This is a genomic window from Bifidobacterium kimbladii (genome assembly GCF_032193675.1).
Taxonomy (GTDB): domain Bacteria; phylum Actinomycetota; class Actinomycetes; order Actinomycetales; family Bifidobacteriaceae; genus Bombiscardovia; species Bombiscardovia kimbladii.
On record NZ_JASTZZ010000001.1, the window covers coordinates 365,891 to 386,659 of the forward strand.

General features: G+C 59.2%; 18 protein-coding genes and 1 tRNA gene. 2 read left to right on the top strand and 17 right to left on the bottom strand.

Annotation, left to right across the window (positions count from 1 at the left end):
- Positions 1–179: 179 nt before the first annotated feature.
- Entirely contained in the window at positions 180–1,238 is a 1,059-nt protein-coding gene (nusA, locus tag QRX41_RS01550; protein WP_121914088.1) for a transcription termination factor NusA, read from the bottom strand.
- A 71-nt stretch (positions 1,239–1,309) separates the two neighbouring features.
- On the opposite strand from nusA, the gene QRX41_RS01555 reads away from it, so the two are divergent.
- Positions 1,310–2,191, top strand: a complete 882-nt coding sequence (locus tag QRX41_RS01555) for a hypothetical protein (RefSeq protein WP_313838276.1) — start codon at positions 1,310–1,312, stop codon at positions 2,189–2,191.
- Positions 2,192–2,623: 432 nt separating this feature from the next.
- On the opposite strand, the gene yicI is transcribed toward QRX41_RS01555, so the two are convergent.
- The 14 genes from yicI to QRX41_RS01625 form a co-directional block, all read right to left on the bottom strand.
- Entirely contained in the window at positions 2,624–5,044 is a 2,421-nt protein-coding gene (gene yicI / locus QRX41_RS01560; RefSeq protein ID WP_313838278.1) for an alpha-xylosidase, read from the bottom strand.
- 1 nt (position 5,045) lies between these two features.
- A complete protein-coding gene (locus tag QRX41_RS01565) occupies positions 5,046–5,903 on the bottom strand; it encodes a carbohydrate ABC transporter permease (RefSeq protein ID WP_045924802.1) in 858 nt (285 codons plus the stop codon).
- 4 nt (positions 5,904–5,907) lie between these two features.
- The gene (locus QRX41_RS01570; protein ID WP_313838280.1) at positions 5,908–6,876 is read right to left on the bottom strand and encodes a carbohydrate ABC transporter permease; all 969 of its coding nucleotides are present in this window, start codon (positions 6,874–6,876) and stop codon (positions 5,908–5,910) included.
- A 113-nt stretch (positions 6,877–6,989) separates the two neighbouring features.
- On the bottom strand, positions 6,990–8,282 hold the full coding sequence (locus QRX41_RS01575; protein ID WP_231575801.1) for an ABC transporter substrate-binding protein: 1,293 nt from the start codon (positions 8,280–8,282) through the stop codon (positions 6,990–6,992).
- Positions 8,283–8,486: 204 nt separating this feature from the next.
- Positions 8,487–9,515, bottom strand: a complete 1,029-nt coding sequence (locus QRX41_RS01580; protein ID WP_306221283.1) for a LacI family DNA-binding transcriptional regulator — start codon at positions 9,513–9,515, stop codon at positions 8,487–8,489.
- A gap of 111 nt (positions 9,516–9,626) precedes the next feature.
- Positions 9,627–9,712: transfer RNA gene (locus QRX41_RS01585), tRNA-Ser, on the bottom strand.
- Between the two features lie 108 nt (positions 9,713–9,820).
- Entirely contained in the window at positions 9,821–10,783 is a 963-nt protein-coding gene (locus tag QRX41_RS01590; protein WP_313838281.1) for a tRNA pseudouridine synthase A, read from the bottom strand.
- Between the two features lie 78 nt (positions 10,784–10,861).
- Positions 10,862–11,506, bottom strand: a complete 645-nt coding sequence (gene rplQ / locus QRX41_RS01595; RefSeq protein WP_313838282.1) for a 50S ribosomal protein L17 — start codon at positions 11,504–11,506, stop codon at positions 10,862–10,864.
- Between the two features lie 126 nt (positions 11,507–11,632).
- Positions 11,633–12,628, bottom strand: coding sequence for a DNA-directed RNA polymerase subunit alpha (locus QRX41_RS01600; RefSeq protein ID WP_313838284.1), 996 nt, complete (start codon positions 12,626–12,628; stop codon positions 11,633–11,635).
- A 75-nt stretch (positions 12,629–12,703) separates the two neighbouring features.
- A complete protein-coding gene (rpsK, locus tag QRX41_RS01605; RefSeq protein ID WP_015022328.1) occupies positions 12,704–13,102 on the bottom strand; it encodes a 30S ribosomal protein S11 in 399 nt (132 codons plus the stop codon).
- Positions 13,103–13,182: 80 nt separating this feature from the next.
- The gene (gene rpsM / locus QRX41_RS01610) at positions 13,183–13,560 is read right to left on the bottom strand and encodes a 30S ribosomal protein S13 (RefSeq protein ID WP_015022329.1); all 378 of its coding nucleotides are present in this window, start codon (positions 13,558–13,560) and stop codon (positions 13,183–13,185) included.
- A 132-nt stretch (positions 13,561–13,692) separates the two neighbouring features.
- Complete coding sequence (gene rpmJ / locus QRX41_RS01615; protein WP_015022330.1) at positions 13,693–13,806, bottom strand: 50S ribosomal protein L36; 114 nt, start codon at positions 13,804–13,806, stop codon at positions 13,693–13,695.
- 25 nt (positions 13,807–13,831) lie between these two features.
- Entirely contained in the window at positions 13,832–14,050 is a 219-nt protein-coding gene (infA, locus tag QRX41_RS01620; RefSeq protein WP_015022331.1) for a translation initiation factor IF-1, read from the bottom strand.
- A gap of 184 nt (positions 14,051–14,234) precedes the next feature.
- Positions 14,235–14,696, bottom strand: coding sequence for an Hsp20/alpha crystallin family protein (locus QRX41_RS01625; protein ID WP_029678055.1), 462 nt, complete (start codon positions 14,694–14,696; stop codon positions 14,235–14,237).
- 384 nt (positions 14,697–15,080) lie between these two features.
- Between QRX41_RS01625 and gdhA the strand changes: the two genes are divergently transcribed.
- Positions 15,081–16,427: an NADP-specific glutamate dehydrogenase gene (gene gdhA, locus QRX41_RS01630; RefSeq protein WP_313838286.1), complete on the top strand. Its 1,347-nt coding sequence runs from the start codon at positions 15,081–15,083 to the stop codon at positions 16,425–16,427.
- 447 nt (positions 16,428–16,874) lie between these two features.
- Here gdhA and QRX41_RS01635 read toward each other — a convergent pair whose 3' ends face one another.
- The gene (locus QRX41_RS01635) at positions 16,875–18,887 is read right to left on the bottom strand and encodes an ABC transporter ATP-binding protein (protein ID WP_306221290.1); all 2,013 of its coding nucleotides are present in this window, start codon (positions 18,885–18,887) and stop codon (positions 16,875–16,877) included.
- Entirely contained in the window at positions 18,880–20,685 is a 1,806-nt protein-coding gene (locus QRX41_RS01640; protein WP_396176775.1) for an ABC transporter ATP-binding protein, read from the bottom strand. The genes QRX41_RS01635 and QRX41_RS01640 overlap by 8 nt, the downstream gene beginning before the upstream one ends.
- Between the last annotated feature and the right edge of the window lie 84 nt (positions 20,686–20,769).

Sequence of the window (20,769 nt, forward strand, 5' to 3'; positions counted from 1 at the left end):
TTTCTCCTTACCGGACCGCGCATATGACCGGCGCGATCACTCTTTGATGACGGCGAACATATCCTGTCTCATCGTGCGACCATGATCGTGTTACCTCGTCTCTGTGCCGGGGCCGACGGCATGAACCACCGGACTCGGGATACCGGATCCAGCATACTCGCGTCGTCGGATGTTTGCTCTCAGGCGTCTTCACCGGCAGCCGAAGCCGATTGTGCCTGCAACTCACGCAATTTTTGCTGGTGAGCCTCCTCGGACTCGATGCCGATCTTCCACCCGGTCAGCTTGGCGGCCAGACGGGCGTTCTGGCCCTCTTTGCCGATGGCCAGGGAGAGCTGGGCGTCCTTGATAAAGGCAATGGCTGTGCGGTTGGACTCGCTGACGATCTGCACCTGGCGAACCACGGCCGGGGACAGGGCCGCCGCCACGAATTCGGCGGGATCCTTGGACCAGTCCACAATGTCGATCTTCTCAGGTCCCAGATTCTCCATGACGGCACGCACGCGAGCGCCAGCCGGACCGATCAGCGCACCCTTGGGATTGACTCCCTTGGTGTTGGCGCGGACCGCGATCTTGGTTCTGGCCCCTGCCTCACGGGCAATGGCCATGATGGAGACTGCACCGGAGACCAGCTCGGGCACCTCCCGCTCAAAGAGGCGGCGAACCAGCTCCGGGTGGGAACGCGACACGATGATTTCCGGCCCCTTGAGCCCACGGGAGACATTGACCACGTAGACGCGGATCCGCTGGCCGTGCCGATAATGCTCTCCAGGCACCTGCTCGCGGCGGGGCAGAATGGCCTCGACATTGTCCACGGCCACATGCACATTGCCGGGATCGCTGGCATCCTGCTGTACAACCCCAGTGATCAGATGGCCCTTCTGGCCCGAGAAAGCTCCGAAGACACGCTCGTCATCTGCCTGACGGAAGAGCTGGCGGATGACCTGGCGGGCTGTGGAGGCTGCCAGCCGATCGAAATCCTTCGGTGTGTCGTCGTATTCCTCGCCCAGGTCATATCCCGGTTCAGGCTCTTCTGGCGTGGGCTCGCGAGCGATCTCGTCCTGTGCCCAAATGGTAAAAGTCCCCGCACGTTCGTCCAGCTCCACCCGTGCGTGCTTGGCTGCGTGAGGCGACTTCTGATAGGCCAGAAGAAGAGCCTCGCTCAGTGCTTGATCCAAGGTCTCGGCATCAATCCCTTGTTCGTGTGCCAGCTGATGAATTTCAGCCAGGTCCAGTTCCATGTCAAGACCTCCTATGAAGTTATTCAGACTGTGCTTCTTTTAGTCTGCAATGCCTACTATTCTAGCCTTTCATGCAGACACAGCCGGTTCCTGAATACCACGGGTGGGCGAGTCGTCGGCCGGCGATCCTGGCACGACGGATGCGAGCCGGCATCGGTGCACTGCTGCTGGCCGCCATCATCTCAGGATGCGCACCCTCAGCGGTGCATGTCAGTCAGCACGATCCCGACAATCTCCGCCCCACCGCCTGCGAGCAGGCATGGACGCGAGCACGGCAGTCGGAACGGGTTCAGCAGGATCAGGCAGACAGCCGCGCCCAGGCCTGGGTCCAAGCGGCCCGCGAGTGCCCTGCACGTCTGGACGAAGCCACAGTGCACGCAGCCCAGGCTTTGACGGCCTCCCAGGGCGGACAGGCCAATCGCCAAACAGCTGTATTGAGGCTGGTCCAGGCTGCACAGCAGTTGGATCCACTGGCCAAGGCACTGCCAGTCGAATTGGCCGATCAGGCCATCACCGGCGAAGACCGTTCCGGATTCGAACTCTCGGTCCTTGCGGCCCGCAAGACGGATGCTGCATGGATGCTGACCCTAGCCGATGCGCACACTGCAGCTGCGCAGATCCTGGTCGGCCAGGCCAAGCACGATCCCAGGCAGGGGGTCTATCCCACCACTGATCTGCTGGCGCACCCCGACGAGTGCACCGATCCCGCCAACGGCGTACAGGCCCCTACCCCTGCCCTGATCGAGATGGATACGGCCCGGGCCCTTCTGGCTGTGGGGAGGAAGCTGAACGGCTCCTCAGGCACCATACGAACTGACGCCAGCCAGAACGCGAAAAGCCGCCAAGAGGCCACATCGGCCCTGGTCGACATGATCGTAGCCCACATATCCATGGCCATGAACCTCGGCTACCCGGCCACATCGTCAGCCCTGCTGCAGGCGCCAAAGCACTGACGTCCAGGACGGACCCTTCAGCCACAGGCTGCTCTGATCACACTCTCAGGTTTCCTCATCCGCAAAGACGAGCAAACCCTGCCCATGCGTGCTCAACACCTGATCGATCATGAAGATCAATCGCCGAACACAGCAAATGAACGCTCACTTACTGCAGATTTCACGAAACGTTGCGGGTGGCATTACCGGTTCAGGTGGTGATATTATAGAACGTGTTCCACAGGAGCATTCCCTAGGAACGCGGGGGGTATGAACCCGTGCAATGCAGAAGGCGACCCGGTGCTGACCACCACATCGCCTTCTGCATTGGACGGTCTTTTTATCGGCTCAGCATCAACGCCCGCAGCCACGCCAGACTGCCTGCGGTATTGCGCAAGCTTTTGACCCAGTCGGCAAACCCACATCGAGCTGAAAGGATGCTGCCGTCCTTGTTCAAGCTGCCGACAGAATCAGACGCCCGTTTCGGGAAGCCTTGCCCTCGCCCATCCCCAGGCAACCGGTGAATTCCCGACCGTCTGAGGAAGTGATGGTGACTGCGTTTCCTGAGCGTTCCGCCTGGAAGACCAGGCTGCTGCCATCTTCCTCGGTTACCGTCGCACTGGCTCTTCCATCGTGAGCCAGGAAGACTGAGACCCGGGAATCGGTTCCATAAGCATATTCGGTTGATTCCTGTCCCTGGCGGGTGACCAAAACAGTCCCGTTGCGCACCCAGAGCGGAACCGTGTCGAAGCCATGCTTTTCATGCATCCACTGGCCGGACTGTCGGCAGTCCACCTGGCGGCCGGTGAACCAATCCGTCCATACCCCCTTGGGCAGGTAGTATTCCACATCACCCGTGTAGGAAAAGACCGGCGCCACCAGAAGCGACGGCCCCAGCATATACTGGCGGTCGCAATCCAGTGCCGTCCTGTCATCAGGGAACTCCATGAACATGGAACGCATGACCGGGACGCCGCGCTCGTGTGCACCAAGTCCGACCTGGTACAGGTAGGGCATCATGGATATCTTCAACCTGGTGAACTTTCGCAGCACACTCACTGCGGTCTGCTCAGGAGGATTGACCACTCCCCTGCGCTCGTCCTCCTCATCGAAGAGCCAGGGTACTCGGTAGACCGTGGAGCCGTGCAGCCTGGAGTGAGAGGAGAGCAGACCGAACGCTATCCAGCGTTTGTAAACAGCAGGGTCAGGTCTTGCTCCCTCGAAACCGCCGATATCATGGCTCCAGAAACCAAAGCCAGAACTCACCAGCGACAAGCCAGCCCGCAAGGTCTGCGCCATGCCGTTGAAGGTGGACTCGCAGTCACCGCCCCAGTGAACAGGCTGCTGCTGGCCTCCCACCGTGGCAGATCGGGCATACAGGCAAGCCTGCCCCTTTCCGTACACCTCTTCGATGGCTTTGAAGACGGTCTGATTGTACAGTTGCGTATACCAGTTATGCATGCTCGCCGGATCCGAGCCATCGAACCAGACCACATCGGCAGGGATGCGCTCACCGAAATCGGTCTTGATGGCATCTACTCCTTGCCTGAGGAGATGCTTGACCTGCTCTTTGAACCACTTGCAAGCGTCTGGATTGGTGAAATCCACCAGCCCCATGCCGGCCTGCCAAAGATCGGTCTGCCATATGTCTCCATTGGGCTTACGAACCAGGTAGCCCTGGTCTGCAGCCTGGTCAAAGAGAACGCTTTCCTGCCCGATATATGGGTTGATCCAGGCACAAACGTGCAGCCCCTTCTCACGGTGGAGGCGTCCCAGGGTCCCCTCGATGTCGGGGAAGAAGCGTCGATCCCATTGGAAGTCGGTCCAGTGGAATTCCCTCATCCAATAGCAGTCGTAGTGAAAAACGCTCAGCGGAATATGCCGTTGAGCCATGCCATCGATCATGGATGTCACGGTCTCCTCGTCATATTTCGTGGTGAAGGATGTGGTCAGCCAGAGCCCATATGACCAGGCAGGGATCTTGGCCGGACGACCCACCAAGGCCGTGTATCGCTCCAGGATCCGTTCAGGATTCGGCCCGGCGATCAGATAGAAGTCCAGAACTTCGCCGGGCACGCTGAACTGGACGGTCTCGGTGTTCTCTGTGGCCACTTCGAAAGAGACATGCCCGCGGTTGTTGACCAGAACACCGTAGCCCTTGCTGGTCATATAGAAGGGAATGTCCTTATAGCCTTGCTCGCTGGCTGTGCCGCCATCTTCGTTCCAGATGTCTATGCTCTGCCCGTTCTTCAGATATGGGCCGAACCTTTCGCCAAAGCCGTAGACCCTTTCCCCGACTGACAAGCCAAGTTGAATGGCGGTGAAAACCGGAGACTCATCATAAGCCCTGGCCGTGGGCGCTACGCCGAACTCCCCCACCGGTTGCGTACTTACGGCAGCGTCGGGAGCCAAAGCGAACCTTGCCAGAGACTTGCCCCTGGCATGGGTGAGCTCCTTGCCCTCGCAGGCAAAAGCCATGTCGAAGACGGGCCCCTTGGTCATGGTCAGGCTCAGGTTGCCCGATGTCAGAGTCACCGAAGCCCCGTCTTCTCCGACCTCGCCGTCGCCAGCACCCTGGGCGCGAGCCTGGACGAATCCGGAATCCGGATCCTGCTCGTAAACAGGGAAACCCGGACAGGTTCCGCTACCCTTCCAATGGGTTGCCTGCACCCGGATGATCCCTTCAGCCGGCGAGGTGGCATGGATCCGGAAGGTCGGCAGATTCAGGGTGTCGGCCCTGCCGGTCACGACCCTGGTCGTAGCCAGGACATCGATGCTCCTCCCATCTGGCCCTACCGACAATTCATAGGGAGAACGTGCGTAGAGAGCCTCGACGCCGGGCCGGGTCAGCCAATATCCATTGGTGAACTTCATGTTATTTCACAGCTCCTGTAGTAATGCCCTTGGAAAGGGTTCTTTGGAAGATCAGATAGAAGATCAGCGTGGGCACAATGCTGATCAGTGAGGCCGCAGCCGTGGTGGTCACATCCATCAGTCTGTCCCCGGTCAGCGACGCTATGGCAATGGGGACCGTCTGCTTGGAATTGTCAATCAGGAAGGCCATAGGGATCATGTACTCATTCCAGGTCCAGATGAAGAAGAAGACCAGCATGACGCTCAGCGTGGGCTTGGAAATGGGGAAGACGATGTCCTTGAGAATTCTCCACCGGCTGGCCCCATCTATGGTGGCAGCTTCCAGAATGGCCTTGGGGAAGGTTCCGTAGACGCTGGACAGAAGATAGGTGCCGAACGCGCTCTGGATGACCGTGAATATGATGACGATCGACCATTGTGAGTTGTATAGGCCCATGGCCTTGAACATGATATAGAGCGGATAGAGCAGAGCTTCCTGCGGCATCATATTAGCCAGCATAATCAGCAGGACGATCCAGCGCCTGCCCTTGACGCGACCGATGCCCAGAGCGAAGGAGTTCAGCACTGACAGCCCGACAGCCAGGAATGACACCAACGCACAAATCCATACGCTGTTCCAGACTTTCTGAGGGAATCGAACTCTGGTCCAGAATTTCACCAGTCCAGCGGCACTGAATTCGTGCGGCCAGGAAAGAGGACCCGAGGCGTTGTAGTCCGCCGTGGTTTTGAAGGCGTTCAGCAGAAGAACAAAAAACGGAAAGAGCATGATCAGTCCGCCGACGATCAGCAAGGCCAGGATCAGCCAATCTCCTGTCGTCCTATTTTTCCGTGCTTTGGGAATCTTGCTTACAGCTGTCATGATGCTACTCCTCGTCCTCTTGCTCGACCCGCTGCTGGACGTTGGTGAAAACGACAGAGATCACGATGATGACGATGGTCAGAGCCGTGGATATGGCGGCGCCATAGCCGACCTGTTGCGATTGGAAGAACTGTGTGTACGAATAGTATGAGGGCACAATGGTGCTGTCGCCCGGCCCTCCCTTGGTCAGCATGTACACCGGAGCGAAAACCTTCAAGGCTGCGATGGTGCAGGTCAGGGCCACCACGAAGATTTCCGGCTTGATTGCCGGCAGGGTAATGACTTTGAACCGCTGCCACCAGTTGGCCCCGTCCAGACTCGCTGCCTCGTAAAGCTCAGGATCGACACGCTGCAGACCGGACATGAATATGACCAGGGGATAACCCAGCTGGATCCAAATCATGATGATCATCAGGAATATCAAGGCGGTGTCGGGCGATCCCAGCCAGTTGTGCTGAAAACGTCCCAGCCCCATCCCCTTGAGTATGGCATTCAGAGCGCCGTTCTCGGGTCGGAATATCCAGCCCATGACCAGAGCCGCCACCGAGATAGGCAGAAGCTGGGGGAAGTAGTAAACAGCGCGCATGGTTGAAGCGGTCTTGGCGCCGAACCGTTTTTGGACCACATCGAAGACCAGCGAGGCCAGAACCAAGCCGATCAGAATGGGGATGACGACCATGGCCACGATCATCCAGATGGAGTTGCGGAAAGAGGCCCAGAATGTAGCATCCCTGATCAGCCGCGACCAGTTGTCAATCCCGGTCCACCGCGGGGGCCGTATCCCCCGGTAGTTGGTAAAGCTCAAGTAGATGTTCCAGATTGCCGGCACGATGATGATCCACACAAGAACCAGCAACCCCGGTATCAGATACCACCAGAATCGATTTGAGGGATTGCCCGGTATCCTGGACATCCCACGTTCCTCATCGGTCTTGGCAGCGACCGGTGCAGGATTTGTACTTCGAGATCCCATTGTTCGTTTCTCCTCAGCCTGAAAATGTGCCTATCAGGGTCCGCTGCAGATGGCAGCGGAGTGGAAGCCGGCGGCCGCCTGATCAAGAGCGCACCCGCCGGCCCATGGTTTGACTACTTTTTCAGCCCCGATGTCTCGACGCCTTTGTCATACTTGCCCTGAAGCTCCGTAAGCACGGCCTTGGTGTCCTTGGTTCCGTTGACCAATTCCTGCAGACCCGCGTTGAGCTCGTCATAGAAGGTTGAGGTCGGCCAGTCCGGATAGTAGCCCAGACGATCATCCTTGATGACCTGGTTGAAACCGGCGATCAGCTCCTTGCTCTTGGGATCGTTTATCTGGGCAGGATCTGCTGCAATGGGCAATCCGCCGGAGTTGCCCATCAGGTTCTGATTCTCTTTGCTCAGCGTCATGTCGATGAACTTCGCTGCAGCGTCCTTTTTCTTGGAACGCTCGGGAATCACCCAGATGTTGCCCGATCCGCCGGGAATCTTCTTGGTTTCAGGGAAAAGGCTGACCTCCCAATTGACATTGGGGATGTCGCTTTGGAAGCGTCCGAACCACCAAGAGCCCGAGAAGAGCATGGGGTAGGTCCCCTTCATGAAGTTCTGTCCGGCATCCTCGGCTTTCAAGCCCGTCGAATCTTTGCTGATGTAACCCTTGTTTACCCAGTCCTTGATGGTATCAGTGGCATAGGTCATGGCCGGGCCTTGCCAGTCCACCTTGCCGTCGTAGCGCTGATAGGCGTTGATCAAGCGCTGATCGGCTTTTTGCAGGACCAACTGCCACCAGAGATGCTGGAGCGGGTATTCAGCCACGCCCTCGGACAAGGCTGTGACGCCGTTGTCCTTGAACTTTTGCATGGCCTGCTCCAATTCGGACATGGTCTTGGGTATGGCGATGCCGTACTTGTCGAACATGTCCTTGTTGTAGTACATGATCACCTCCTCGCCATAGGTGGTGATGCCGTACCAGTCGCCGGATCCCATAACGCCCTTCTCGTCATAACGGCCCGGGACCGCCAAGGATCCAGAGATCTTCTTGTTCCATTGGTATTTCTTGACATAGTCGTTGAGGTTGGACAGCAGGCCCTGGCTTGAAAGCAGGCCCGCAGTAGCGTTGCCTTTGTTGTACTCCATCACATCTGGGGCGTCATCAGAATTGAGGATCTGGCTGGCGTTTTGCCTGATTTGCTCGAAGGTCTTCTTCTCGAAGTTGACCTTGATGCCGGTCTTCTTCTGGAAGTCAGCAATGGCCTGCTTCCAGGCCTTGCCCTGGGCGCCGTTATCCTCCTCGTAATACCAGATCTTGATGGAATCAGGATGCTCCTCTTGGGCGCTGTCACTGCCGCCGCATCCGGATAAGGCCATGATGCCCGCCAGACTTGCCACAGCCGTAACAGCTGCCATGATTCTCCGGGGAAACTTCATCGCTCCTCTTTTCCTAGCTTCATCGCTTGATGATTCTCCTTATTGGACAACCATTTAATAATTTAATGATTTGACTATAATTGACATAGTATTTCGACGTTTTTCGATAACCTATGACACTACCGAGACTCCGGTTTTCCGCCAATGTGGCAGCCTGGGCGCCACAGCGATCGCTTACGGTTCTCAGCTATGTGGCCGAACCGGGCCCACAGATCCCCTGCGCTTATAGTCGGAACGGATCAGCTCCACTGTTCCCGGCTTTTTCCCGATGCCTTCCAAACACTCCATCAGCATGTCCACCCCGCGGGAACATGTTTCATGCGGCATCATGGGAATCTCATCAAGAGGACGCTCGAGAACGGAAGCATTGCCAAAAGTGCTTAAAGCCAGCATGGAAATATTCTTCGGGATCGAAAGCCCTCGTTTTGACAACGCAACAATGGTGTTGTTCATGTGGCTGATGCTGGTCTGGGCCATGATCGCCGTTATCTCAGGGTCCAACCGGAAAGCCTGATCGATCAATTGACTGACATGCCTGGCATCGTCGCCGGTGGAACACAGGAAAGTCGTCTTTATACCCAGCACCCGGGCCCTGTCTATGGCGGCCTTTTTGGTCCGAACCAGGAAATTGGAACCTTCCTCGTAGGACTGACTGTTGGATCCGATCATGAGCATATGCCGATGGCCCATCCGATAGAACTCATCGACAGCACGTCGGCCCATGGCATGAAAATCCACGTCAACGGAAAGCAGTTTGGACGAATCTCTGGCATATCCAATGGAGACATAGGGCACCAAGGAGGTATGTGCCTGGGCTACCCGCGGATCTTCCATGGTCACATCCAAGAGGAGGACGCCATCGATCATGCCACTGTATGACATTCTCAGGAGTTCGTCCGTATCGTCCTCATCCATCAAAAGGACCACGTTGTAGTGGTAGTGTCTGGCCCTGGCAACTACGGCGAAGAAAAAGGTGGCGTAGTTCGAATAGTCGGTATAGGGATGCATTGGCGAGCTCAGCACGATCAGATGGGTTCTGCGGTCCCTTCGGAGCATGGCGGCTCCTGATCCGGGGTGGTAATCCAATTGCTGGACTGCCTTGAGAACCCTGATCTTCGTCGCGTCGCTTACCGGTCGCTTGCCCGAGAATACATAGGAAACAGTACTTATGGAAACTCCCGCCAGAGCGGCCACGTCTTTGATGCCGACCAAAGGACCTCCTTCAGCAGGAAGGCATGAGCCCCTTTATCTCAATCGTACACATGCCATCAACAGACAGTATACGAAAAAAGGCCCCGACCGTGGGGCCGGGACCAGTGGGGGCGGTTGAGGCGAGATTCGAACTCGCGGAGGGAGTTGCCCTCACACGCTTTCGAGGCGTGCTCCTTAGACCGCTCGGACACTCAACCATGGTCGTTGCCCGACACTGCCGAACAACAACTTTTCCATTATGCCACAGAGTCCCTACCTGGCAAGCGGCGTGGCGCAGACAACGGTTACCATGAACAGGCAGAGGGTCACAGTGTACGGCGGGCTCGGATGGCCTGAGCCCGTTCAGCCAGCTGGTCATCAGGCGGGTAGGCCACATGCTCCAGGGTCAGACCCCGAGCATCTATGGGACCGGTGGAACCTTCGCGCAGGGGGTGGGCCACCTTGTCGGCAAACCATGGCACGGACCGGCGTCCCAGGCCCACCTGAATGCATGCTGCTACCAGTGAGCGAACCATATTATGGGCAAATGCGTCAGCGACGATCCGAAAGACGGTCAGCCCGGATTCCATGAAAGTCGGAAGGTACCCGACAACACTCTGGTCCGGAGCCGCACCGAACAGATTCACGGCCGGAACCAGATCCCAGTGTGCGGCCAGGACCTTGCGGATGGTCGTGCCGCCAGGGTTTGGCCTGGCGAAGGATCCGAAGTCATGCAAGCCGATACACGCTCTTGCAGCCTCGTTCATAGCTTGCAGATCCAGGCTCCCCTCCAGATCCAGCACATAGCCCCGCATGCGGGGATCCCCTGGCTGGCTCCCCTGGCTGACCCGGTACAGGTAGGTTCGTTCCATAGCAGAGAAGCGGGCGTCGAATCCCGCAGGAGCCAATCCGAGACTGAGCAGAACGATGTCGGCAGGCAGCAGGTGCCGGAGACGGCGTTCCAAGGCCACAACACCATTGACCTCCATATGGCCCCTGCAGGACTCGAGCACAACATCGGGAATGTCCAGGTGAGCCACCTGATGAGACGCGTGGACCCCGGTGTCGGTCCTGCCAGCCACGACCAGTCTTGGTTCCCAGACGTCGTGGTTATGGGGAACGCCGCCTTGTGAGCTGCGGGCTCCAGTGATCAGAGACAGAGCCTGCTCAATGCAACCTTGGACCGTACGAAGCCCTGGCTGCCGGGCCCAGCCATGGAAGCCGCCACCGTCATAGGCCAGATCCATGCGCAGCCTGACAAGGGACATCTTCCCTTCCTGACCTTCCATCAAGACCTCCCTGGCAGCAATGACAAACGGGGTCGGAGAGCCATGCTCCCCGACCCCGTCATCGAATGCAATAACCGATTACTCGGCAGTCTTCTCGGCATCCTCAGCCACGTCGGCATCTTCCTCAGCCTGGGCTTCGGCCTGATCCGCCTTCTCAGCGGTCTGTTCCAGATCCTCGGCGGCCTGGTCGGCCTGGGACACGTCCTGATCGGACTCGTTGGCCTCGACGGCCTGGTCGACGGCATCCTTGACAGCGCCTTCGGCGACGGCGGCGTCAGTGGCCGCAGCCACCTCGGCATTGTCATCCTTGGCGGCCACCTTGGCTGCGGACTCAGCCTCCTTGACGACGGCCTTCTTGGCCGACAGGGGCTCGGTGACCAGCTCGATCACGGCCTGGGGGGAGTTGTCTCCGCGGCGGGGCGCGATCTTGGTGATGCGGGTGTAGCCGCCCTCACGCTGCTGCATCTGCTCGGCGATCTGCGTGAACAGGATGTGGACCACAGACTTGTCGCGGATGACGCGCATGACACGACGGCGGGCAGGCAGATCCCCACGCTTGGCGAAGGTGATCAGCCGCTCGGCCAGCGGACGCAGGCGCTTGGCCTTGGGCAGAGTGGTCGTGATACGGCCGTTGGCAAAGAGGCTGGTGGCCATGTTGGCCAGCATCAGCCGCTCGTGCGCCGGGCTGGAGGCCAGACGTGGGCCCTTGCTAGGTTTTGGCATTGGATTATCTCCTTACGGCCCGGGAGGACAGGTGGGCATACGCCCGAACATCCGACTTCCCGGAATTGCTGTCAGCAGGCGACGGAACCCTTCCCCCTCGCCTGCTCATACGAAGGCTGCTGCACTTCACTCGTCGTCAGGCGAGAAGAAGGTGCCTCCCTCGAGATTATTGGTGTCGAAGCCCAGCGGGGAGGCCTTCAGCGACAGCCCCATGCCCTCAAGCTTCTCCTTGACCTCGTCGATGGACTTCATGCCGAAGTTGCGGATGTCCAGCAGATCCTGCTCGGTATGCGAGACCAGCTCGCCGATGGTGTGGATTCCTTCGCGCTTGAGGCAGTTGTAGGAACGCTGCGTCAGGTTCAGGTCCTCAATCGGCACGGACATCTGCGGATCCGCCTCTTCCACCAGCGGCTCGGGTCCGACTTCCACACCCTCAGCCTGAGTGTTGAGCTCGCGGCAGAGGCCGAAGAGCTCGACCAGGGTCGACCCAGCGGAGGCCACCGCATCACGCGGCGAGATGGCAGGCTTGGTCTCCACGTCCAGGATCAGCTTGTCGAAATCCGTGCGCTGCTCGACACGGGTGGCCTCGACCTTATAGCTGACCTTGAGCACGGGAGAGTAGATGGAATCGACCGGGATGCGCCCGATCTCATCGTTGTCCTGCTTGTTGAGCTGGGCCTGGACGTATCCACGCCCACGCTCCACCGTGAACTCGATCTCCAGCTCGCCATCCTCGGCCAGGGTCGCGATATGCAGATCAGGATTGGCCACGGTGACGCCGGCCGGCGGGGTGATGTCCCCGGCGGTGGCCTCGCCCTTGCCGCTCTTGCGCAAATACATGACCACAGGCTCGTCGTACTCGCTGGTCAGCACGATGCCCTTGATGTTGAGCAGGATCTCAGTGACGTCCTCCTCCACACCAGGCAGCGTGGTGAACTCGTGCAGGGCACCCGAGATGCGGACCGAGGTCACGGCCGCTCCCGGTATGGAGCTCAGCAGGGTACGACGCAGGGAGTTGCCCAGGGTGTACCCGAATCCGGGCTCCAGCGGCTCGATGGTGAAACGGGAGCGCTGGGCATTGACGACTTCTTCAGTAAGAGTCGGACGCTGTGCAATAAGCACTGTTGCTATCCTTTCAGCTCCAACCGGTGGTGCACTCACCGGTCTTCGCGGGTGGATTCATGGGTTTTTTAGTGCTCAGACGCGACGGCGCTTGGGAGGACGAACGCCATTGTGTGCCTGTGGGGTCACATCAGAGATGGAACCGACCTCCAGGCCTGCGGACTGCAGGGAGCGGATGGCGGTCTCGCGACCCGAACCCGGGCCCTTGACAAAGACATCCACCTTCTTGACCCCATGCTCCATGGCCTTGCGGGCTGCGGATTCGGCGGCCATGCCCGCTGCGTAAGGGGTGGACTTGCGGGAGCCCTTGAAGCCTACGTCGCCGCCTGAAGCCCAGGCCACTACAGCACCGGAAGGATCGGTGATGGAGATGATGGTGTTGTTGAATGTTGACTTGATATGCGCCTGCCCGACCGGAACCGACTTGCGATCCCGACGACGAGGCTTGCGCGCGGCCTGCTTTGCTGCTGCCATTGATCCTCGTTTCCTTGTCACGAATAACTGATTGCTAGTGCGAATCACCGGGAACCCTCATCCCCGCTTCGCATTCGGCCTTACTTGGTCGCCTTCTTCTTTCCGGCGACGGTGCGCTTGGGCCCCTTGCGGGTGCGGGCGTTGGTCTTGGTCCGCTGGCCACGCACGGGCAGGCCCCTGCGGTGGCGCTGGCCCTGATAGCAATTGATCTGGATCTTACGGCGAATATCGGCGTCGATCTCACGACGCAGATCACCCTCGATCTTGTAGTTTCCCTCGAGGTAATCACGCAGCGTAATGAGCTGCTCGTCCGTGAGATCCTTGACGCGGGTGTCCGGATTCACTCCGGTCGCGGCAAGTGTTTCCTTGGCGCGAGTACGCCCCACACCGAAGATGTAGGTGAGGGCTATCTCTATGCGCTTCTCGTTGGGGATGTCGACTCCGGCAAGACGTGCCATTGCGATTCCTTTTTGTTCTACGCAGGTCGTGCACCGAGTCTTCCGGTCTCCCGGCCCGGGCCTGCGCACCCGGGGTTCAGCCTGTCGGCTGTGACTCAGCGCCTTTGGTGTTCGTTGCCGCTGGGAATCCGCTCAGCCCTGGCGCTGCTTGTGGCGTGGGTTTTTGCAGATCACCATGACGCGGCCGTGACGACGAATCACGCGGCAGTTCTCGCAGATTCTCTTCACACTAGGGCTGACCTTCATGGTTTTCCTTTGCTTGTGTACCTTGTTACTTATAACGGTACGTAATCCGTCCGCGGTTCAGATCGTAGGGACTCATTTCGAGCACCACCCGATCCTGGGGCAGAATGCGGATGTAGTTCTTGCGCATTTTGCCGGAAATGGTGGCCAGCACCAGGTGCTTGTTCTCGAGCTCGACGCGGAACATCGCATTGGGGAGGGCCTCGACCACACGCCCTTCCACCTCGATCACACCATCTTTTGCCATAAGCCTTCTATCCGATCCTCGGCCGGTTACACAGCGCGCCGAAAGACACGCCAAATGGTAAGTATAGCATTGATGGGCCCAAAATTGGGCAATAGCGTGTTGACACGACAAAAGGGCCGTCTGAACGGCTGTCGCTCAATCAGTATAGCAGTCATTCAGACGGTCCGATAAGGACCCGAATCCCTCAGTCCTCGATGGCGATGTTCTGCGTGTTGTCAGCCGGTTCGATGCTGGTCTTGGGCAGGGTCACCTCCAGGGTGCCGTTGGCATAGTGGGCATGAATGTCCTCCTGACGGACCTTGTCGCCTACATAGAAGCTGCGGGAGCAGGACCCGGTGTAGCGCTCACGCCGAATCCACCGGCCCTGGTCATCCTTGTCGCCCTGGTCACCGTTCTTTTGGGCGGAGACGATCAGGTAGCCGTCCTCCAGACGCAGGCCGATGTCTTTCTTGTCGAAGCCGGGCATGTCGATGGAGAGCTGGTACTGCCCGTCCTTCTCGCGCACATCCGTGTTCATCAAGGGGCTGTTCAGCGCGTTCTTGGCGCCCTGGCCCTGCCGACGCCCGTCACGCCAGTTGTTGAAGAAGGGATCGTCGAAGAAGTCGCCGAAGATCGAATTGTTCATCAATGCGGGAAACATAGCCATAATCGCATCTCCTGATTCTCAAAGTCAATAGTTTCTGCGGACCGGAACCCCGGGTGGACATCCTGACCTGTCCTCCCGGGCTCCCTGCCCTTCACTTTGTCCAAACCGCGGGAGCCAGGTTCCATGCCCAATGTTCACCCAAGGAATAAAAGTTGAGTCTAGGAGACTCAACTTTCGTCATCAGCCTTGTCTGCCCTCCCTTGTTCTCTCATTCTTCGGGCCTTGAATGACCACATGTCAGACATTACGGGCCAGAATTCTTGTGACGTAACTTTGGGGCATTTACCATAGGATAAGATTCCGCCAGCCCCCGCAGGCTCTTGAGGGCGGACCCAATCGCATGTGGACCGGACGGACCGGCCATTCCTAGTCAAAGGAGCTCAGATGCTCACCAACGAATACATTAAGCGCGTATACCAGCAGGTTGAGAAGCGCGACGGCGACCAGCCGGAATTCCTGCAGGCTGTTCGTGAAGTTTTCTCCAGCCTGGAACCCGTGGTGGAACGGCATCCAGAGTATGAGGCCAACGGCGTGCTGGAACGTCTGGTCGAGCCCGAGCGTGCAGTCAAGTTCCGTGTGGCCTGGACCGATGACCAAGGCCATGTGCAGGTCAACCGCGGCTACCGGATCCAATTCAATTCGGCCATCGGCCCCTACAAGGGCGGCCTTCGCTTCCACCCGACCGTGACCGAGTCGGTCATCAAGTTCCTGGGCTTCGAGCAGATTCTGAAGAATTCGCTGACCGGGCTGCCTATGGGCGGCGCCAAGGGAGGATCCGACTTCGACCCCAAGGGCCGCTCGGATGCCGAGGTCATGCGCTTCTGCCAGGCCTTCATGACTGAGCTGCAGCGCCACATCGGCCAGTTCACCGACGTGCCCGCCGGCGACATCAACGTGGGATCCCGCGAGATCGGCTACCTGTTCGGCCAGTACAAGAGAATGCGCGACGAATACTCGGGCGTGCTGACCGGCAAGGATCTGACCTTCGGCGGCTCCCTGGCCAGGACCGAGGCCACGGGTTACGGCCTGTGCTACTACACCCAGGAGGCCCTGCAGACGCTGCGCAAGGATTCCTTCCAGGGCAAGACCGTCGTCTTCTCCGGTTCGGGCAACGTGGCCATCTTCGCCACCGAAAAGGCCCAGCAACTGGGCGCCAAGGTGGTAACCGCATCCGACTCCAACGGATACGTCTACGATCCCAAGGGGATTGACCTGGATGTCGTCAAGGACATCAAGCTGGGTCACCGCGGCCGAATTCGCGAGTATGCGGACCGTGTGGACTCCGCTGAGTACCACGAGGGCTGCAAGGGCGTCTGGACTGTGCCCTGCGACATCGCCCTTCCCTGCGCCACGCAGAACGAAATCGACGAGGAATCAGCAAAGACCCTGGTCGCCAACGGATGCACCGTGGTATGCGAAGGCGCCAACATGCCCTCCACCCCCGAGGCCATCCAGGTCTACCAGGATAACAAGGTGCTCTACGGACCCGCCAAGGCCGCCAATGCCGGCGGCGTGGCCGTCTCCGGCCTGGAGATGAGCCAGAACTCCCTGCGCCTGCAGTGGACCTTCGACGAGGTGGATCAGCGGCTCAAGGACATTATGACGGGGATCTTCCAGAAGTCCTACCAGGCCTCCAAGGAATACGGGCATGAGGGCGACCTGATGCTGGGCGCCAACGTGGCCGGCTTCACCAAGGTGGCCGATGCCATGGTCGCCCAGGGCATCCTCTGAAATCGAATCTGACTCCTATTCATATAGGCCTGGCCTGCTGAATTTGCGGGTCAGGCCCTTCTTTTAATGGCATACCAATAGCTCAGATGGGGAATGAACCCGCCAGGCTCCAGTGAAAGCAATCCTGACCATATCTTCCTCCCAGTAAGAATCCCCTTGTGGCCCAATTCGTCAGACAGCCAAGTGCTGCTCGCCGAAGTCCGGCAGCCGGTAGTAGCAGGCATCGGATGCGCCCACTCCCCATGTGCCTAGTGCACCAGCACTTGGGAAAAGTCTTGCCATATGAGGTTTGAGCCAGATGAAACCAGTTTGGTTGCAGGCGAAGTTCCAGTCATCAGCTACACGTAGGGGCGGGGCATCAGTCACGTGCCGCCCCACTGGTTTTGTTCATTGCCGAATCAAAAACTACCGATACCTTCTCCCAACATTCGGCAATCCCGGAGAGCCCTACTCCAGTTCCAGGGCGCCTGTGTAGAGCTGGTAGTATTCGCCGTGCTTGGTCATCAGCTCATCGTGATTGCCGCGCTCGATGATCCGCCCGTGGTCCAGGACCATGATCACATCGGAGTTGCGGACCGTGGAGAGCCTATGGGCGATCACGAAGACCGTCCGGCCGCGCATCAATGCGTCCATGCCCTGCTGGACCACCTCCTCGGTGCGGGTGTCGATTGAGGAAGTGGCTTCGTCCAGGATCATGGCCGGAGGATCGGCCACCGCCGCCCTGGCAATCGAGATCAGCTGTCGCTGACCCTGGGACAGTCCGCTTCCATCCCCCTCAAGAACGGTCTGGTAGCCCTGGGGAAGCATGCGGATGAAGCTGTCGGCGTTGGTCATCCTGGCAGCCTCGATACACTCCTCGTCTGTAGCATCCAGGCGCCCATAGCGGATGTTGTCCAGGACGGTGCCCGTGAAGAGGTTGACATCCTGAAGGACGATGCCCAGGGAGCGGCGGAGGTCAGGCTTGCGGATATTCCTCACATCGATCCCGTCATAGAGGATCTGGCCCTGCTGGATGTCATAGAAGCGGTTGATCAGGTTGGTGATCGTGGTCTTGCCGGCACCAGTGGCACCTACCAGCGCCACCTTCTGCCCGGGCTTGGCGAACCAGGTGATGTCGTGCAGGACAGGCTTGCCCGGATCGTATCCGAAGCTGACGTCGGTGAATCGCACATCCCCCTGGAGGAGGGTGTATCGCCCATCCGGGGAGGTGATGGCCTGATCCTTGGCCTTCAGGGCCACATCACGGGCATCGCCGGGAAGCTTCATGGCGGCCTCCAGCGAGCGCCTGCCGTCGTCATCCGCCTCGCGCTTCCAGGCCCAGTGCCCTGTCTCATGGTCGACTGGGGTCATGGTCCGGCCGTCCGAGGCCAGTTCGACGCTGACCAATCTGACCGTGCCCTGGTCGGACTCGACGGGCTGGTCCATCAGGTCGAAGATCCGGGAGGCGCCTGCCAGGGCCATCATGACCATGTTGAACTGCATGGAGACCTGGCCGATGGGGTTGATGAAGGAGCGGGAGAGGGTCAGAAGGGAGACGATTGTTCCCAGGGTCAGCGGCCCAGCCCCGGTCAGTCCTACATTGCCCATGCCCGCAATGCCGGCCAGACCGCCCACGATGGCCAGGATGACATAGAGCAGGTAGCCCATGTTGCCCACGACCGGCATGGTGACGTTGCCGTAGGTATTGGCCTGGGCCGAGGCCTGGAAGAGCTCCTCGTTCCTCTCCTCGAAGACCTTGGCGGTGGCATCCTCATGGTTGAAGACCTTGATGACCTTCTGCCCGTTGACGGCCTCTTCCACAAAGGCGTTCACCTGGCCCAGATAGCGCTGCTGGTGAACGAAGTACCGGCCGCTTCGGGTGACCAGAACCCGGACCACCACAATAAGGACCGCCGCGAAAACCAGGGTCAGGACGGTGAAGGGGATGGAGAGCCAGAGCATGGAGATCAGGGCTGCCAGGGCGGACAGGACCGAGGAGACCATCTGCGGGAAGGACTGGGAGATAGCCTGACGGAGGGTATCCGTGTCGTTGGTGTAGCGGCTCATGGTGTCGCCATGTTCATGGGTGTCGAAGAAGCCGATGGGCAGCTCCTGCTGGTGGGCGAACATCTGGTCGCGGATGGTCTTCAGGGTGCCCTGCTCCACCTTGACGATCAGCCAGTTCCAGAACCAGGAGCAGAAGGTCCCCACTGCATAGAGGCAGCCCATCAGGATCAGGGTCCTCATCAGCGGTCCCCAGTCAGGGTCGGCGGCCCCGACCAGCGGCAGGATGTAGTGGTCGATCAGCGGCTGGAGGAAGAAGGCCGATGCCGCCTGGGCCCCGGCGCTGATGATGATGCAGACCACGATCACCGCCAGCTGCCAGCGGTAGGCAAGCAGGTAGCTCAGGATGCGACGGGTCGTTCCCGGCGCGGCCTTGTCCAGGCGGGGCTTGCGGTCCTTGAATGATCCGTCACTCATGGTCCTTGTCCTCCTCGCTCTGGTTCCTGGTCTGTGATTCATAGATGGATCGGTACTCCTGACATGTTCGCAGGAGTTCCTGGTGGGTGCCCTTGTCGAGAATCCTGCCCTCCTCCAGGACCACGATCATGTCGGCGTCCTCCACAGAGGCCAGACGCTGGGAGATGATGATCTTGGTGGTGTCAGGGATTTCCTGGCTGAAGGCGCGGCGGATCAGCTGGTCGGTTTTGGTGTCCACAGCGCTGGTCGAGTCGTCCAGAATCAGAATGTCGGGCTTCTTCAGCAGGGCCCGAGCTATGCACAGACGCTGTCGCTGGCCGCCAGAAAGGTTGGTGCCGCCCTCGTCCAGATAGGTCTGATAGCCATCAGGAAACTCCCGCACGAAATCGTCGGCCTGGGCCAGGGTGCAGGCGCGCACCAGATCTTCGTCCGTGGCTTGAGGGTTGCCCCAACGCAGGTTCTCGGCGATGGTCCCGGTGAACAGGACATTCTTCTGGAGCACCATGGCCACCTGGTCGCGCAGGACGGTCAGGTCGTACTGGCGCACGTCCACGCCGCCCACCTGGAGGGACCCCTCGGTCACGTCGTAGAGACGGGGGATGAGCTGGACCAGGCTGGACTTGGAGGAGCCGGTCCCGCCCACGATGCCCAGGGTGGAGCCCGAGGGAACCTGCAGATTGATGTGGCTCAGAACGGGACGTTCGGACCGCTCCGAGTAGCGGAAGGTCACATCCTGGAAGCTGATGGAGCCGTCGGCCACCTTCATGACAGGCTTGGCGGGATCATGCACGGTGCTGACCTCGTTGAGCACCTGGCAGATGCGCTCGGCCGAGGCCTGGGAGATGACGACCATGACCACGATCATGGAAACCATGTTCATGGCCATCATGATCTGGATGGCATAGGTGACCAGGGCGGTCAGATCTCCTGTGGTAAGCCCCAGGGCGGCATTGTTCCCGGATGCCACAATTTGGGAGGCGCCCATCCAGGATATGACCAGCAGAGAGGCGTAAATACAGAAGTTCAGCAATGCCGGGTTCAGGCTCATGATCCGCTCGGCCTTGCAGAAGGCCCGGTAGATGGCCGAGGAAATACCGTTGAATTTGCGCTCCTCGTAGTCTTCACGGTTGTAGGACTTGACCACTCTGATGCCCTGAAGGTTCTCGTCCACCACGTTGTTGAGGTGGTCGTAGGTGTGGAAGACCCGCTCGAAGATGGGATGAACCAGCAGGGACAGACCAATCAGACCGAAGCCCAGGATGGGGATGGCGACCAGGAAGACCAGGGATATGGGCCTGGAGATCCTATAAGAGAAGAGCCAGGCCACGATGACCATGATCGGCGCCCTGACCCCGACCCTGATGACCATCTGATAGGCGTTCTGCAGGTTGGTCACATCGGTGGTCAGCCGGGTGATGATGGACCCGGTCGAGAAGCGGTCGATGTTGGTGAAGCTGAAGGACTGCACCTTGGCGAACAGATCGCTGCGGACATTCTTGGCCAGGCCGGAAGAGGCGATGGCCGCATACCGTCCGGACATGAATCCGGAGAACAGGGAGACGGCCGAGCAGGCCAACAGGATCAGCCCGAATTTGAAGATGGCCGGCATGGACCTCCCCGAGACCCCTTGGTCAATCAGGGAGGCCATGATGGTCGGGATCACAATCTCAAGGACGCTCTCCAAAAAGACGAAAGCCGGAGCCAGAAGACTGGCCTTCCGGTATTCGCGCAGGGAGCGCAGAATGGTTCGGATGGTGTGCTTTGGACGCGCTGGTTCCTGCTTATCCGATCTGACCACGGATACCGTAGACCCCTTCAAGTGGACCTCTTCTGTTTCTGTACTGATTGCTCTATCTTTTACGGCCGATCACCGACATGCAAT

Coding starts and splice junctions, on each gene's coding strand:
- nusA (WP_121914088.1), bottom strand. CDS start 1,238: ATGGAACTGGACCTGGCTGAAATTCATCAGCTGGCACACGAACAAGGG.
- QRX41_RS01555 (WP_313838276.1), top strand. CDS start 1,310: ATGCAGACACAGCCGGTTCCTGAATACCACGGGTGGGCGAGTCGTCGG.
- yicI (WP_313838278.1), bottom strand. CDS start 5,044: ATGAAGTTCACCAATGGATATTGGCTGACCCGGCCCGGCGTCGAGGCT.
- QRX41_RS01565 (WP_045924802.1), bottom strand. CDS start 5,903: ATGACAGCTGTAAGCAAGATTCCCAAAGCACGGAAAAATAGGACGACA.
- QRX41_RS01570 (WP_313838280.1), bottom strand. CDS start 6,876: ATGGGATCTCGAAGTACAAATCCTGCACCGGTCGCTGCCAAGACCGAT.
- QRX41_RS01575 (WP_231575801.1), bottom strand. CDS start 8,282: ATGGCAGCTGTTACGGCTGTGGCAAGTCTGGCGGGCATCATGGCCTTA.
- QRX41_RS01590 (WP_313838281.1), bottom strand. CDS start 10,783: ATGGAAGGTCAGGAAGGGAAGATGTCCCTTGTCAGGCTGCGCATGGAT.
- rplQ (WP_313838282.1), bottom strand. CDS start 11,506: ATGCCAAAACCTAGCAAGGGCCCACGTCTGGCCTCCAGCCCGGCGCAC.
- rpsK (WP_015022328.1), bottom strand. CDS start 13,102: ATGGCAGCAGCAAAGCAGGCCGCGCGCAAGCCTCGTCGTCGGGATCGC.
- rpsM (WP_015022329.1), bottom strand. CDS start 13,560: ATGGCACGTCTTGCCGGAGTCGACATCCCCAACGAGAAGCGCATAGAG.
- rpmJ (WP_015022330.1), bottom strand. CDS start 13,806: ATGAAGGTCAGCCCTAGTGTGAAGAGAATCTGCGAGAACTGCCGCGTG.
- infA (WP_015022331.1), bottom strand. CDS start 14,050: ATGGCAAAAGATGGTGTGATCGAGGTGGAAGGGCGTGTGGTCGAGGCC.
- QRX41_RS01625 (WP_029678055.1), bottom strand. CDS start 14,696: ATGGCTATGTTTCCCGCATTGATGAACAATTCGATCTTCGGCGACTTC.
- gdhA (WP_313838286.1), top strand. CDS start 15,081: ATGCTCACCAACGAATACATTAAGCGCGTATACCAGCAGGTTGAGAAG.
- QRX41_RS01635 (WP_306221290.1), bottom strand. CDS start 18,887: ATGAGTGACGGATCATTCAAGGACCGCAAGCCCCGCCTGGACAAGGCC.